The sequence below is a fragment of the Variovorax sp. J31P207 genome (assembly GCF_030316965.1).
GTDB lineage: Bacteria > Pseudomonadota > Gammaproteobacteria > Burkholderiales > Burkholderiaceae_C > Variovorax > Variovorax ginsengisoli_B.
The window spans coordinates 131,096-144,934 of record NZ_JASZYN010000003.1 but is presented as its reverse complement, the minus strand read 5'-3'; the positions used below and the strand labels follow the sequence as shown (position 1 = coordinate 144,934).

The following is a 13,839-nucleotide window of genomic DNA, read 5'->3' as shown; positions in this document are numbered from 1 at the left end:
AGCCTCTTTTCATTGGACTTGCACGAAGCCCGGCGAGCACCAGCCCCTTCGTGAGACACCGCGGAACCGGCTTTGCCGGGCCGCTGGTGTCGCCCCCTTGAGGGGGAACTCGCTACACGCAGTGAGCGAGATTCGGGGGTGGGCTTCATCGGACCACCATCAGCGTGAAGGGCCAGACGTAGGCCTGCATCGTGACGAACAGGCCGACCAGGCAGGCCAGCGCGATCGAGTGGAAAAACACAAAGCGCAGGATATCGCCTTCGTGGTTGAACCAGCGGGTGGCGGTGGAGGCGACCACGATCGACTGGGCGTCGATCATCTTGCCCATCACCCCGCCCGAGCTGTTGGCCGCGCCCATCAGGTTGGGCGACAGGCCGAGCTGCTCGGCCGCCACCTTCTGCATGCCGCCGAACAGCACGTTGGAGGCGGTGTCGGAGCCGGTCATCGCGACGCCGATCCAGCCCATCAAGGTGCCGAAGAAGGGATAGAAGGCGCCGGTGTTGGCGAAGGCCAGGCCCAGCGTGGTGTCGGTGCCCGAGAAGCGCGTGAGCGTGCCGAGCGCCAGCATGAGCACGATGGTCAGCAGCGAGTAGCGCACCAGCCACAGCGTGCGAAAGAAGATGCGCACGATCTCGACCGGGCCGTAGCGCATGAAGAAGGCGCTGACGACGGCCGACAGCAGGATCCCGGTGCCGGTCGCCGACAGGATGTTCAGCACGTAGACCGCGCCTTCCTTGGTCGGCGTGGCCACCACCGGCGGCATCTTCTCGATCATGTTGTGCAGGCCGGCCATCGGGAACGAGGGCGCGAAGAGGCCGTTGAGCGCGGTCTTGACCGAAGGCAGCCCCCAGACGAAGACGAACACCGACAGGATCAGCCACGGCGTCCAGGCGCGAATCAGCGCCGCCCGCTCGTGCACCACCACCGGCGCCGGCGGCTTGGCTTCATGGGCGCTGACGTCGTGGCCCTTGAGCGAGGGCGAATGCCAGATCTTGCGCGGCTGCCAGACGCGCAGGAACAGCACCAGGCAGACCATCGAGACGATCGCCGCGATGATGTCGACCAGCTCCGGGCCGATGAAGTTCGACACCAGGTACTGGGGGATCGCGAAGCTCACGCCGGTGACCAGGATCGCCGGCCAGATCTCCCACATCGCCTTGCGCCCGGCAAAGGCCCAGATCAGCCAGAACGGCACCAGCAGCGAGAAGAAGGGCAGCTGGCGGCCGATCATCGCCGTGACCTCCATCAGGTCGTAGCCATGCACCTTGGCCAGCGTGATGACCGGCGTGCCGAGCGCGCCGAAGGCGACCGGCGCCGTGTTGGCGATCAGGCTCAGGCCGGAGGCCGCCAGGGGCGAGAAGCCCAGCCCGATCAGGATGCCCGCGGTGACCGCGACCGGCGTGCCGAAGCCGGCCGCACCCTCGAAGAAGGCGCCGAAGCAGAAGGCGATCAGCAGCAGCTGGATGCGCCGGTCCTCGGTGATGCCCGAGAGCGAATCCTGCAGCACCTTGAAGCTGCCGTTCTGCTCCGCCAGCTGCTGCAGGAAGATGATGTTGAGCACGATCCAGCCGATCGGCAGCAGCCCGGTGAAGCCGCCGAACAGCGCCGCGCGGCCCGCCATGTCGACCGGCATGCCGTAGGCGAAGACGGCAACGGCGATCGCCGCCAGCAGGCCCAGGCCGGCCGCGATGTGGGCCTTGATGTGGAAGAAGCCGAGGCAGGCCAGCATCACCACCACCGGAATCGCGGCCAGCGCGGTGGAGACGATCATGTTGCCGAAGGGGTCGTAGATTTGCTGCCAGGTCATGAGCTGTCTCCCGAAAAGTGGTGTCTCGCTTGTGCGATCCGAACTTTAAGGAACCCGGGGGCCGCCGAATTGAAGGTTTTTTGCGGCGGCCTTGAAATCTGCTCGAACTATCTCAGGGTTTGTACGAGCCACTCGGCGAAGGCCTCGCATTCCCAGCGCTCCAGCGTGCCGGGCTGCCAGCAGATGTAGTGGCGCAGCGGCGAGGGCACGGGCCGGTCCGACAGCGGCACCAGCCGCCCCGACTCGAGCCATTGCGCGCCCAGTTTCTGCCGCACCAGCGCCACGCCGAAGCCGCTGGCGGCGGCGTCGTAGACCAGGCCCAGGTCGTTGAACTGGGCGCCGACCTGCGGCTCGGGATGGTCCAGGCCGCAGCTCGCGAACCAGGTGCTCCAGGGCTCCAGGGGGCTGCGGATCAGCCGCGCGGCGGCGATCTCGGCCTCGGTGCGAAAGCCGGTGAAGGGCCCGAACTCATTGAGGTAGCTCGGGCTGCAGGCCGGCACCACCGACTCCTCGAGCACCAGCCGGCTCTCGCAGTCGGCGTAGTTGCCGCTGCCGTAGCGCACTTCGAGGTCGGCCTGCTCGGCGGTCACGTCCAGCAGCGGGATCGAGACCTGCATCACCAGCTCGACGTCGGGGTAGATGTTGCGAAACAGCTCCAGGTGCGGCATCAGCATCTGGCGGCTGAAGGTCGGCGTGACCGCCAGCCTGAGCCGGGTCGAGCGCCGCGTGGCGTCGCGGCTCGGCACCGCCTGCAGGGCCGCCAGGCCGGTGCGCACGTTGGCGAGGTAGACCGCGCCGTCGGCCGTCAGATTGAAGTCGCTGCGGCCGAAGAGCTTGATGCCCACATGCGATTCGAGCTGGCGGATGCGATGGCTCACCGCGCTCGGGGTGACGCACAGCTCGTCGGCCGCGCGGCCCGCGTGGCGAAGCCGCGCCACCGCCTCGAAGGTCAGCAGGCACTGGATCGGCGGGATGTGCTGGAGGGCCACTTCAGTCCTCGAAGAAGGCCACGGGCTGGCCGGGCGTGTCGACGCGCATGCGGATCACGCAGCCCGAAGCCGGCCGCTCCTCGAGTTCGGCCGCCGGACGGCCGCGGCGGGCGCTGGTGACGAACAGCGTGCGCAGGTCGTCGCCGCCGAAGCAGGGCATGGTCGGGCACTGGACCGGGGTCGCCAGCGTCGCCACCCGCTCGCCCGAGGGCGCGAAGCGCAACAGCTGGCCGCCCTCGAACATCGCCACCCAGTAGTGGCCCCGCGCATCGACGGTGGCGCCGTCGGGCCGACCTTCGTAGCGCAGCGGCGAAGCCGGCGTCCAGCCGGCGGGCTTGTCCTCGAACTGCTGGAAGGCGCGCTCGTGCGACAGGGTGTTGACACGCGCGGCCCAGCTCCAGGCGCGCACCCGGTGTGCCGCGGTGTCGGCCCAGTAGACGGTGGCGTCGTCGGGCGCGAAGGCCAGGCCGTTGCCGGTGGTGGCCTGGTTGGCCATCGGCCGCAGCGCCGGCGCCCGGCCGCCACGCGCGTCCAGGCAGTAGAGCGTGGCGTTGGCGCGGTCCTTGGCTTCGTTGATGGTGCCGGCCCAGAACCGGCCCAGCGAGTCGCACTTTCCGTCGTTGAAGCGCATGGTGCGGATGTCGTGGTCGACCCGTGCCAGCGGCCGCAATTCAGCGCCCCACTCGGCCGCGCGGTAGACCCCGTCGCGCAGCGCGATCACCAGTCCGCCGCGCCGCGCCGGTGCCATGCAGCCGGGCTCGGTCGGCAGGTCCCAGCGCTCGACCGACGGCGAGCCGTCGATGTCGCCGCGGGTGCGCAGCACCGCGCGGCCGGGAATGTCGAGCCAGTAGAGCGAGCGTTCGCCGGGATGCCAGAACGGCGATTCGCCGAGCTGGCTCAGACTGTCGTCGAGGGTGGTCCACATGCGCGAGAGCTTAGGCCAATTCGCCCGCCTCGCGACCCACAAAAAAAACAGCCCGCAGGCCGAAGCGTGCGGGCTGAACTTCCAGAGGAGACTCTCGCAGACAAATTCTTGCCGCGGAAGCGGGCCGCACGCGGCGGCCCGGAGGCTTCAGCGGTTGTAGGCGGTTTCGCCGTGGGAGGTGATGTCGAGGCCTTCGCGCTCTTCTTCTTCCGACACCCGCAGACCGATGGTCAGGTCGGCGATCTTGAAGGAGATGAAGGCCACCACGCCCGACCAGACGATGGTCAGCACCACGGCCTTGAGCTGGATCCAGACCTGGGCACCGATGCCGTTGGAGATCACGCCCGCCGTGACCCAGTCGCCGACCAGGCCGGGGCCACCGAGGGCCTGGGTGTTGAACACGCCGGTGAGCAGCGCGCCGACGATACCGCCGACACCGTGGACGCCGAAGACGTCCAGCGAGTCGTCCGCCTTGAGCATCTTCTTGAGGCCATGGACGCCCCAGAGGCAGGCGAAGCCGGCGACGAAGCCGATGATGATCGCGCCCATCAGGCCGACGTTGCCGGCGGCCGGGGTGATCGCCACCAGGCCGGCGACGGCGCCCGAAGCGGCACCCAGCATCGAGGCCTTGCCGCGCATCAGCGCTTCACCGATGGACCAAGCGAGCACGGCGGCGGCAGTGGCCGAGAACGTGTTCATGAAGGCCAGCACGGCGCTGGTGCCGGCTTCGAGGGCCGAGCCGGCATTGAAGCCGAACCAGCCGACCCACAGCAGCGAGGCACCGACCATCGTCAAGGTCAGCGAATGCGGCGTGAACGATTCCTTGCCGTAGCCGATGCGCTTGCCGACCAGGTAGGCACCGACCAGGCCGGCGACGGCGGCGTTGATGTGCACCACGGTGCCGCCCGCGAAGTCGAGCGCGCCCCACTGCCAGATCAGGCCGGCCTTGTCGTTCATGGCGTCGACCACTTCCTTGCTGGCATACGCGTCCGGGCCCATCCAGAACCAGACCATGTGGGCGATCGGCGCATAGCTGAAGGTGAACCAGAGCACCATGAACAGCAGCACGGCCGAGAACTTGATGCGCTCGGCGAAGGCGCCGACGATCAGGCAGCAGGTGATGCCGGCGAAGGTGGCCTGGAAGGCGGCGAACAGCAGTTCGGGGATGTAGACGCCCTTGCTGAAGGTCGCGCCGGGTGCGAACACGCCGGTGGCCGGATCGAAGATGCCCTTCATGAAGAGCCGGTCGAAGCCGCCTATGAAGGCGTTGCCTTCGGTGAACGCGAGGCTGTAGCCGTAGATCATCCACAGCACCACGATCATCGAGAACGTGACCATGACCTGCATCAGCACCGACAGCATGTTCTTGCTGCGAACCAGGCCGCCGTAGAACAGCGCCAGGCCGGGCACCGTCATCATGATCACGAGCAGGGTCGAGACCATCATCCAGGCGGTGTCGCCCTTGTTGAACGAGGGCGCCGGTGCGGCGGCAGCAGGGGCCGCGGCGGCATCGGCGGCCGGTGCTGCAGCGGCCGGCGCAGCGGCGGCCGGCGCGGCCGCGGCGGGCGCCGAGGCTTCAGCCGCGGGTGCCGCTGCTGGCGCCTGCGCGAAGCCGGACGTGCCGGCGCCGAGCAGGCTCAGGCCCAGCGCGAGTGAGACAAGGAATTTTTTCATTTCGGTTTTATCTTTCGTGCCTTGCGTGTCAGAGGGCTTCGCGGCCCGTTTCACCGGTGCGGATGCGCACGACCTGCTCCAGGTCGTAGACGAAAACCTTGCCGTCGCCGATCTTGCCGGTGCGCGCAGCGCTCTCGACCGCCTCGATGACGCGCTCCACCAGCTCGTCGGCCACGGCCGCTTCGATCTTGACCTTCGGCAGGAAGTCGACGACGTACTCGGCGCCCCGATAGAGCTCGGTGTGGCCCTTCTGGCGTCCGAAGCCCTTGACCTCGGTGACCGTGATGCCCTGCACGCCGATGGCGGACAGCGCCTCGCGCACTTCGTCGAGCTTGAAGGGTTTGATGATGGCTGTGACCAGCTTCATGATGTTTCTCCTGCGGATGAAAGGGACGGCGCAGCCCCGGGCCACGCCTTCTATGACTAGAGCGTCTTGGTCAACGTGACGATGAACCGCGTCACATTCGGCGAGAAGGTGGTCTGGCCGATCGGTCCGAAGACCGTGCCCGTGGGGATGCCCGGCGAGGCGATCAGGTTGAAGGCGCTCTGGTTGTTGCCCCCCTGCACCGAGCCGGCCAGGGCCAGGCCGCTGCCGAAGTCGTAGGACACGCCCACGTTGTAGTCCAGGTAGTCCTTGTAGCCCAGGCTCTTGATGTCGCTGGTGAAGAAGGTGTAGCCGATGGCCGTCTTGAAGGTCAGCTTGGGCACGATCTCCTTCGTGTACGCCAGGTTCAGGTAGCCGGTGTTCTGGCCATCCAGGCCCGAGCCACGCTGGTGGCCGGCGTAGTTGAAGTAGTCGTTGGAGACGGTCCAGGAGTACTTGGCAGTGAAGGCGCCGAACCTCTCGTCGGACCAGGTGCCCGCGCCGTAGATCTCGGTGGTGTTGCCCGAGGTGTTGCCGGGGTAGTAGTACTGATAGACGCCGACGTCCCAGTCGATCGGGCCGCCCTTGAATTTGTAGCCGCCGTAGAAGTCCATCTCGACCGAGTTGCCGGTCAGCCAGTTGACGCTGGAGTTCCAGTTGCCGACATAGAAGCCGCTGTCCCCGAAGGCATAGTCGATGCCGCCCTGGATGGCTGGCTTGAACCAGCTGGTCTTGGCAAGGCCGTTGTTGCCGATGACGTCCTGGTCCTGGCCACGGAACTTGTAGTTGGTGGTCAGCGCGACGTTGCCCGTGAGATTCGGCGCCGGTGCGGCAGCCGCGTCGGCCGCAGCCTGCGCGCTGGCGAGCATCGGCAGGGCGGCGAGCGCGCCCAAAGCCAGGATCTGGACGGATTTACGGTGCATCATCGAGCGGACTCCTCGTGTTTTGAAAAGTGGTTAGGAATCCTTCTCAAAGCAGGGAGCGTGCCAAAGCGCATCCTCCCGAGGAGGCAGGGTTTGACGCCCGATGCACTTGGTCACAATCAAGAACAAAGAGATGGCACGCACCATCTTGGTGAAAGGGAGCGAAATGAGTCTGTGTTTGGTGCAGAGCCGCGCTTTGCTGGGCCTCGAAGCCGCAGAAGTCACGGTTGAGGTGCATCTGGCGAACGGTTTGCCCAGTTTCACGCTGGTCGGGCTGGTCGACGTCGAGGTCAAGGAAGCCCGCGAGCGGGTCCGGTGCGCGATCCAGAATTCCGGGCTCGACTTCCCGACCAACAAGCGCATCACGGTCAACCTGGCGCCGGCCGACCTGCCGAAGGATTCAGGCCGCTTCGACCTCCCGATCGCCCTCGGCATCCTGGCGGCCAGCGGCCAGATCGAGGCCGCGCGGCTGGCCGGCCATGAATTCGCCGGCGAACTCTCCTTGTCGGGGCAGTTGCGGCCCGTGCGTGGTGCACTGGCCATGGCGCTGGCCCTGCACCTGCGCGGCATCGGCGCGCGGCTGGTGCTGCCCGCCGAGAGTGCGCAAGAGGCCGCGCTGGTGCCGGATGCCGAGGTCTATGGGGCCCGCCACCTGCTGGACGTGGTGCGTCAGTTCCTGCCGGCCGACGCCGTGCCGCCGGCCCTCGACGCCGCCGGCGACGGCGAAGGCTGGGCCCGCGTGCTGGCGGCGCCGCCCGGCCCGGCCTCGCGCCCGCCGGACCTGGGCGACGTCAAGGGACACGCGGGCGCCAAGCGGGCGCTGGAGATCGCCGCGGCCGGCGGCCACAGCCTGCTGATGGTGGGCCCGCCCGGCTCGGGCAAGTCGATGCTGGCCCAGCGCTTCGCCGGGCTGCTGCCGGCGATGAGCGTGGACGAAGCGCTGGAGAGCGCGGCGGTCGCCAGCCTGGGCGGGCGCTTCGAGACCGGGCAATGGATGCGGCGGCCGACCGCCAGCCCGCACCACACGGCCAGCGCGGTGGCGATGGTGGGCGGCGGGTCGCCGCCGCGGCCGGGCGAGATCTCGCTGGCGCACCATGGCGTCTTGTTCCTGGACGAGTTCCCCGAGTTCTCGCGCGCCGCGCTGGAGGCCCTGCGCGAGCCGCTGGAGACCGGCACCATCACGATTTCGCGCGCCGCCCGGCGCTCGGAGTTCCCGGCGCGGTTCCAGCTGATCGCCGCGATGAACCCCTGTCCCTGCGGCTACCTGGGCTCGACACTCAAGGCCTGCCGCTGCACGCCGGACCAGGTGGCCCGCTACCAGGGCAAGCTGAGCGGCCCGCTGCTGGACCGCATCGACCTGCACATCGAGGTGCCCGGGGTGTCGGCGCAGCAGCTGCTGGAGGCCGCGGCCGGCGAGGCGAGCGCGACGATCCGCGGCCGCGCGGTGGCGGCGCGCGAGCGCGCCCTGGCACGCCAAGGCGGGCCGAACCAGGCGCTCGCCGGCGCCGAGATCGACCGCCATGCCGCGCTGGCACCGGCGGCGCTCCAGTTCCTGCAACTGGCCGCGACGCGGCTCGGCTGGTCGGCCCGCAGCACCCACCGGGCGCTCAAGGTGGCGCGCACCATCGCCGATCTGGCGGGTGCGGATGCGGTCGAGCCAGCGCATTTGGCGGAGGCGGTGCAGTACCGGCGGGCGCTGCAGGCGGCGTAGATCCGCTTCGAACGCTAGCGCCCGGCGTGCAGCCGCGCCATCCAGCGCGAGCGTGCCAGGGCGACGAACTCGATCGCGCCCCAGAGCAAGGCGGAGCCGATGCCGCGAAGGAGCCGGCTGGCGGAACTGGAATGATTTCGTCGCATGGTCACGATACCGTAGCGCGGGCATGTGACGCTTTGATGGCCGCCCCCGCCGCCATCCTGCGACCCACCACCTCCGCCACGCCCGAGTGACCACGACCGAACTTCCCGAATTGCTCGAGCTGCACCAGCTCGCCGAGCTGGCCGGCCCGCGCATGACGCGGCGCCGGCTGTGCGAGATCGAGGCGGACGGACGGCGCTTCCCGGTCGAGGCCTTCATGCTGGGCAGCGCCAGCCCGGACGCGCCGGCGGTCGGATTCTTCGGCGGCGTGCACGGCCTGGAACGCATCGGCGCCGAAGTGACCATCGCCTATCTGCGCAGCCTGGTGATGCGCCTGCCGTGGGACGACACGCTGCACCGCCAGCTGGAGACGGTGCGGCTGGTGTTCATGCCGCTGGTCAACCCGGGCGGACTGTGGCTGGGCACGCGCGCGAATCCGAATGGCGTCGACCTGATGCGCAATGCGCCGGTCGAGTCCGCCGAGCGCGTGCCCTTCCTGATCGGCGGCCAGCGCATCAGCGCCGCCATGCCGTGGTACCGGGGCCCGCTCGGCGCGCCCATGGAAGCCGAGAGCGCCGCGCTGTGCGAACTGGTGGAGACCGAACTCATGGGCCGGCCCTTCAGCATGGCGATCGACTGCCATTCGGGCTTCGGCCTCGCCGACCGCATCTGGTTTCCGTACGCCCACACGCCGCGGCCGATCGCGCACCTGGCGGAGGTGCATGCACTGTGCGAGATCCACGACGACACCCTGCCCCACCACCGCTTCGTGCTGGAGCCGCAGAGCCGCCAGTACCTGACGCACGGCGACCTCTGGGATCACCTCTACCTGCGCGCCTGCGACCGGCCCGGCGTGTTCCTCCCGTTGACGCTGGAGATGGGATCCTGGCTCTGGATCAAGAAGAACCCGCGCCAGATCTTCTCGCGCCACGGCATCTTCAACCCGGTCATCGCCCACCGGCAGCAACGCGTGCTGCGCCGCCATGTCGCATGGCTCGATTTCATCGTGCGCGCGGCCTGCAGCCACGCGCGCTGGGTGCCGACCGGCGCCCAGCGCGCGGACCATGCACGGCGCGCGCTGGCGCGCTGGTACGACGGCCGGGGGTCTCGATGAGCACCTGGGTGCTGCTGCGCGGGCTGACGCGCGAAGTCGGCCATTGGGGCGAGTTCCCGCAGATGCTGCGCGAGCGGCTGCCCGGCGCGCGGGTGCTGGCCATCGACCTGCCCGGCAACGGGCGCCTGAACCGCGAGACCAGCCCGCTGCGCATCGAGGCCATGGTGCAGCACTGCCGCGCGCAGCTTCGGGCCCTCGGGGTCCAGACCCCGGTCCACCTGCTCGCCATGTCGCTGGGCGGGATGGTGGCGGTCGACTGGGCCCGCCGCCATCCCGGGGAGCTGGCCGCCTGCGTGCTCGTCAACACCAGCCTGCGCCCGTTCAGCCCGTGGTACTGGCGCCTGCGTCCGGCGAACTACCCCGCCCTGCTCGGGTTCCTGCGCCCATGGTTGAGCGATCGGCAGCGCGAACAGACGATCCTGCGCATCACGAGCCGCCATCCGCCGCCGGACGACGACAGCGTCGGCCAATGGGTCGCGCTGCGGCGGGCGCGGCCGGTCAGCGGCGCCAACGCGTTGCGGCAACTGATCGCGGCCACCCGCTACCGCGCTTCGGCGCAGCCGCCGGCCGTGCCGCTGCTGGTGCTGGCGAGCCGCTGCGATGCCCTGGTCGACGCGCGCAGTTCGCACAGCCTGGCGCGCCGATGGCAGGCGGACATCGTGGAGCATCCGACCGCCGGGCATGACCTGCCGCTGGACGACGGGCCCTGGCTCGCGCAGGCCGTCGGCGCGTGGTTGGCATCGCGTGGCGATTACAAAAATTAACGCCGTGTATCAGTCCTGAGGGCCTCTGGCGCACATGCCGACGCCGCGGCAGCAAAGAAAACGCAAGCTTCCGTGAACAACGGCGCATCACCGCGGCCCGCTCCGCGGCGCCGGCTTTCTTCGTCCGCCTGGCTCCCTAGAATCCGGCCGCCCTCGGCCTCGGTCGACGGGCTTGTTTGTCACACATGAAGAATCAGGGATCAAAAAATATATGGAACACAGTACCTTCAAGAAGCTGTCGGCCGAATTCATCGGCACGTTCTGGCTCGTTTTCGGCGGCTGCGGCAGCGCCGTTCTGGCCGCCGCCTTCCCAGGCCTGGGCATCGGCTTCGTCGGTGTCTCGCTGGCCTTCGGCCTCACGGTGCTGACCGGCGCCTACGCCCTCGGCCCGGTCTCCGGGGGCCACTTCAATCCCGCCGTGTCGGTGGGCCTGGTGGTGGCAGGGCGCTTCCGCGCCGCCGAGTTGCCCGGCTACATCGTCGCCCAGGTGCTCGGCGCCATCGCCGCGGCCTTCGTGCTCTACGCGATCGCCACCGGCAAGCCCGGCGCCGAGATCGGCGGCTTCGCGACCAACGGCTTCGGCGAACATTCGCCGGGCGGCTTCGGCTTCAAGGCGGCGCTGCTGACCGAGGTCGTGCTGACCGCCATCTTCCTGATCGTGATCCTCGGCGCCACGGCCAGGAACAGCGCCGCGGGCTTCGGTGGCCTGGCGATCGGCCTGTGCCTGACCTTGATCCACCTGATCTCGATCCCGGTGACCAACACCTCGGTCAACCCGGCACGCAGCACCGGCCCGGCGCTGTTCGGCCCGGCCATCGCTGTCGACCAGCTGTGGCTGTTCTGGGTCGCGCCGATCATGGGTGCGGTCATCGGCGCGGTGATCTACAAGCTGCTGCTGGCTTCGGCCTCCGGCGAAGCACGCGCGGCGGCGTCGGCACTCGAGACAGCGGGCTGAGCGCGGACCCGGGTCGGTAGAGTCGGCCCATGGGCCTCTCCCCGTCCCCGCCGCCTCCCTACGACCGCCGCCTCGTCGGCTGGCTCTCCCTCGGCCAGCTCATCACCTGGGGCAGCGTCTTCTACACCTTCGCGCTCCTGATGGAGCCGGTCGAGCGCGAGCTCGGCCTGAGCCGGGCCCAATCCTCGCTGGCCTTCAGCCTCGCGCTGCTGGCGGAGGGGGTCATGGCCTGGCCCGTCGGCCGCTGGATCGACCGCGGCCACGAGCGCGCCGTGATGACCGGCGGCTCGCTGCTGATCGCCGCCGGACTGCTGCTGAACAGCGTGGCGCACACCGCCGCCGGCTTCTACGCGGCCTGGCTGCTGCTCGGCGCGGCGCTCGCGGCAACGCTCTACACGCCGGCTTTCGCGGTCGTCACGCGCCGCTTCCCCAACGACTTCCGGCGCGCCATCATCACGCTCACCTTCCTTGGCGGGCTGGCCAGCACGGTCTTCATCCCGTTCGATGCCTGGCTGATCGCGCAGCTGGGCTGGCGCCATGCACTGTGGGTGCTGGCCGCGGTCCACCTGTTGCTGTGCGCGCCGCTTCACGCGCGCATCCTGCGCCATGCGCCGAAGCGCAGCATCGCCGTGCCGACGGCGGGCGCCGCGGCGGCGCGGCGTCCCGTCGGCCACTACCTGCGCAGCGCACCCTTCCTGCTCATCGGCGTCTTCACCGTGCTGCTGATGGCCGTGACCGCCGCGCTGCCGCCGCACATGGTGAGCCTGCTGCGCGGCGCCGGGCTGTCGGAGTCCTGGGCCATCGCGGTGCCGGCCGCGATCGGCATCGTGCAGGTGTTCGGCCGCGCCCTGCTCTACTTCTTCGAGCACCACTTCGACCTGCATCTGGCGAACCGGCTGATTCCCTGCCTGATCCCGATCGGCCTGGCGACCCTGCTGGCCGGCGCCGGGCATCCGGCCGCGGCGCTGGCCTTCGTGCTGTTCTACGGCATGGGCAACGGCATGCTGACGATCGTCAAGGGCACCGCGATCGCGCAGTACGTGAACCGGGAGCACGTGGCGACGCTGAACGGCGCCCTCGGCCTGCCCAGTGCGATCGCCCGCGCCATCGCGCCGCTGATGCTGGGCCTGCTGTGGACGCCGACGGGCGGCTACACGGCCGGGCTGTGGATCCTGCTGGCGGCCAGCCTGGTCGCCGTGCTGGCGCTGCTCGCCGCCCAGCGGCGGCGCGTCAAATGATTCCGCGGCCGGCCAGGTTGCGCATCAGCGCACCGATGCCGAAGGTCCAGCGCGGTGCCTGGTCCGCATGCACCACGCGGTTGTGCAGCGCGCCGAGTTCGGGCGCCGAGATCGTCACCCGGTCGCCGACCACGTGCGTGAAGCCCTGGCCCGGCCCGTGGCGGTCCTGGGTCGGCGCGAACATGGTGCCGAGGAACAGCATCAGCCCGTCGGGATAGGCATGGTGCGGGCCGATCGCCTGCGACACGAGGTCGAGCGGGTCGCGGCTGATCTTCGAAAGCGAACTCGCGCCGTCGAGCGTGAAGCCCTCGGGCCCGACCACCCGCAGCGCCACCGTGATGCGGCGCACGTCGTCAATGCCGAAGTGCTCGTCGAACAGGCGAATGAAAGGCCCGATCGCGCATGACGCGTTGTTGTCCTTGGCCTTGCCGAGCAGCAGCGCGCTGCGGCCCTCGAAGTCGCGCAGGTTGACGTCGTTGCCCAGCGCCGCGCCGAGCGTGCGGCCGCGGCTGTCGACCGCCAGCACCACCTCGGGCTCGGGGTTGTTCCAGACCGAACCCGAATGGATGCCGACGTCGGCCCCGGTGCCGACCGCGGCCAGCACCGGGGCCTTGGTGAAGATCTCGGCGTCGGGCCCGATGCCGACCTCGAGGTACTGCGACCAGGCGCCCTGCGCGATCAACACGTCCTTGACCTTGGCGGCCTGCGGCGAGCCGGGCACGATGCCCGCCAGGTTGTCGCCCAGCACGCCGCCGAGCGCGGCGCGGATCGATTCGGCCTTGGAGGCATCGCCGCGCGACTGCTCCTCGATCACACGCTCCAGCAGGCTGGCGATGAAGGTCACGCCGCTGGCCTTGACCGCCTGCAGGTCGCAGGGCGCGAGCAGCCACGGGTGCTGCGCGTCGCGCCGGGTCTCGTCGCTGTTGGCCAGCGCCTGCTCGAGCGACGCCACGCGCTGCGTGCGCTCGTCGCGAAGGGCCTCGCGCACCGCGCCGACCGGATCGTCGAGTTCAAGCAACTGGCTCGCGGTGGCGGCGACCCGCGACAGGTCGTGCAGGCCGCCTTCGTGCACGGCGACCAGCACCGGGCCGATGTCGGGCTGCCAGAGGCGCCCGACCAGGGTGGCGCGCTCGGCATCGCGAGGCAGGGACTGGGCGGGCGAAAGCATCGAGGTCATGCGAAGGTCTCCAGGAGCGGGCCGGCGATTCGGCCTCTGCGCCCCGGATCGTAC

Annotated in this window: 13 protein-coding genes; 5 read left to right on the top strand and 8 right to left on the bottom strand. The window is 69.5% G+C overall.

Features of this window, described 5'->3' with window-relative positions:
- Window positions 1–145: 145 nt before the first annotated feature.
- The 6 genes from QTI68_RS11760 to QTI68_RS11735 form a co-directional block, all read right to left on the bottom strand.
- The gene (locus tag QTI68_RS11760) at window positions 146–1,807 is read right to left on the bottom strand and encodes an L-lactate permease (RefSeq protein WP_286521725.1); all 1,662 of its coding nucleotides are present in this window, start codon (window positions 1,805–1,807) and stop codon (window positions 146–148) included.
- Window positions 1,808–1,914: 107 nt separating this feature from the next.
- Window positions 1,915–2,796 carry a LysR substrate-binding domain-containing protein gene (locus QTI68_RS11755; protein WP_286521724.1) on the bottom strand — a complete coding sequence of 294 codons (882 nt, stop codon included), beginning with the start codon at window positions 2,794–2,796 and terminating at the stop codon, window positions 1,915–1,917.
- Window position 2,797: 1 nt separating this feature from the next.
- The gene (locus QTI68_RS11750) at window positions 2,798–3,721 is read right to left on the bottom strand and encodes an SMP-30/gluconolactonase/LRE family protein (RefSeq protein WP_286521723.1); all 924 of its coding nucleotides are present in this window, start codon (window positions 3,719–3,721) and stop codon (window positions 2,798–2,800) included.
- 147 nt (window positions 3,722–3,868) lie between these two features.
- Window positions 3,869–5,395, bottom strand: a complete 1,527-nt coding sequence (gene amt / locus QTI68_RS11745) for an ammonium transporter (RefSeq protein ID WP_286521722.1) — start codon at window positions 5,393–5,395, stop codon at window positions 3,869–3,871.
- A gap of 28 nt (window positions 5,396–5,423) precedes the next feature.
- Window positions 5,424–5,762, bottom strand: coding sequence for a P-II family nitrogen regulator (gene glnK, locus QTI68_RS11740; RefSeq protein ID WP_162565354.1), 339 nt, complete (start codon window positions 5,760–5,762; stop codon window positions 5,424–5,426).
- A 56-nt stretch (window positions 5,763–5,818) separates the two neighbouring features.
- Complete coding sequence (locus QTI68_RS11735) at window positions 5,819–6,682, bottom strand: TorF family putative porin (RefSeq protein ID WP_286522260.1); 864 nt, start codon at window positions 6,680–6,682, stop codon at window positions 5,819–5,821.
- Window positions 6,683–6,848: 166 nt separating this feature from the next.
- Between QTI68_RS11735 and QTI68_RS11730 the strand changes: the two genes are divergently transcribed.
- Window positions 6,849–8,393, top strand: coding sequence for a YifB family Mg chelatase-like AAA ATPase (locus tag QTI68_RS11730; RefSeq protein ID WP_286521721.1), 1,545 nt, complete (start codon window positions 6,849–6,851; stop codon window positions 8,391–8,393).
- 14 nt (window positions 8,394–8,407) lie between these two features.
- On the opposite strand, the gene QTI68_RS11725 is transcribed toward QTI68_RS11730, so the two are convergent.
- Window positions 8,408–8,539: a hypothetical protein gene (locus QTI68_RS11725; RefSeq protein WP_286521720.1), complete on the bottom strand. Its 132-nt coding sequence runs from the start codon at window positions 8,537–8,539 to the stop codon at window positions 8,408–8,410.
- A gap of 86 nt (window positions 8,540–8,625) precedes the next feature.
- Here QTI68_RS11725 and QTI68_RS11720 point away from each other — a divergent pair, with 86 nt between their 5' ends.
- From QTI68_RS11720 to QTI68_RS11705, 4 genes are all read left to right on the top strand, one after another.
- On the top strand, window positions 8,626–9,651 hold the full coding sequence (locus tag QTI68_RS11720; RefSeq protein ID WP_503011658.1) for a M14 family zinc carboxypeptidase: 1,026 nt from the start codon (window positions 8,626–8,628) through the stop codon (window positions 9,649–9,651).
- Window positions 9,648–10,415, top strand: a complete 768-nt coding sequence (locus QTI68_RS11715) for an alpha/beta fold hydrolase (protein WP_286521719.1) — start codon at window positions 9,648–9,650, stop codon at window positions 10,413–10,415. The genes QTI68_RS11720 and QTI68_RS11715 overlap by 4 nt, the downstream gene beginning before the upstream one ends.
- 211 nt (window positions 10,416–10,626) lie before the next feature.
- Window positions 10,627–11,370, top strand: coding sequence for an aquaporin Z (aqpZ, locus tag QTI68_RS11710; protein WP_286521718.1), 744 nt, complete (start codon window positions 10,627–10,629; stop codon window positions 11,368–11,370).
- Between the two features lie 29 nt (window positions 11,371–11,399).
- Window positions 11,400–12,608 carry an MFS transporter gene (locus QTI68_RS11705; protein WP_286521717.1) on the top strand — a complete coding sequence of 403 codons (1,209 nt, stop codon included), beginning with the start codon at window positions 11,400–11,402 and terminating at the stop codon, window positions 12,606–12,608.
- Here QTI68_RS11705 and QTI68_RS11700 read toward each other — a convergent pair.
- Entirely contained in the window at window positions 12,601–13,785 is a 1,185-nt protein-coding gene (locus tag QTI68_RS11700) for a fumarylacetoacetate hydrolase family protein (protein ID WP_286521716.1), read from the bottom strand. The genes QTI68_RS11705 and QTI68_RS11700 overlap by 8 nt on opposite strands.
- Between the last annotated feature and the right edge of the window lie 54 nt (window positions 13,786–13,839).

Coding starts and splice junctions, on each gene's coding strand:
- glnK (WP_162565354.1), bottom strand. CDS start 5,762: ATGAAGCTGGTCACAGCCATCATCAAACCCTTCAAGCTCGACGAAGTG.
- QTI68_RS11760 (WP_286521725.1), bottom strand. CDS start 1,807: ATGACCTGGCAGCAAATCTACGACCCCTTCGGCAACATGATCGTCTCC.
- QTI68_RS11715 (WP_286521719.1), top strand. CDS start 9,648: ATGAGCACCTGGGTGCTGCTGCGCGGGCTGACGCGCGAAGTCGGCCAT.
- aqpZ (WP_286521718.1), top strand. CDS start 10,627: ATGGAACACAGTACCTTCAAGAAGCTGTCGGCCGAATTCATCGGCACG.
- amt (WP_286521722.1), bottom strand. CDS start 5,395: ATGAAAAAATTCCTTGTCTCACTCGCGCTGGGCCTGAGCCTGCTCGGC.
- QTI68_RS11700 (WP_286521716.1), bottom strand. CDS start 13,785: ATGACCTCGATGCTTTCGCCCGCCCAGTCCCTGCCTCGCGATGCCGAG.
- QTI68_RS11735 (WP_286522260.1), bottom strand. CDS start 6,682: ATGCACCGTAAATCCGTCCAGATCCTGGCTTTGGGCGCGCTCGCCGCC.
- QTI68_RS11725 (WP_286521720.1), bottom strand. CDS start 8,539: ATGCGACGAAATCATTCCAGTTCCGCCAGCCGGCTCCTTCGCGGCATC.
- QTI68_RS11750 (WP_286521723.1), bottom strand. CDS start 3,721: ATGTGGACCACCCTCGACGACAGTCTGAGCCAGCTCGGCGAATCGCCG.
- QTI68_RS11730 (WP_286521721.1), top strand. CDS start 6,849: ATGAGTCTGTGTTTGGTGCAGAGCCGCGCTTTGCTGGGCCTCGAAGCC.
- QTI68_RS11705 (WP_286521717.1), top strand. CDS start 11,400: ATGGGCCTCTCCCCGTCCCCGCCGCCTCCCTACGACCGCCGCCTCGTC.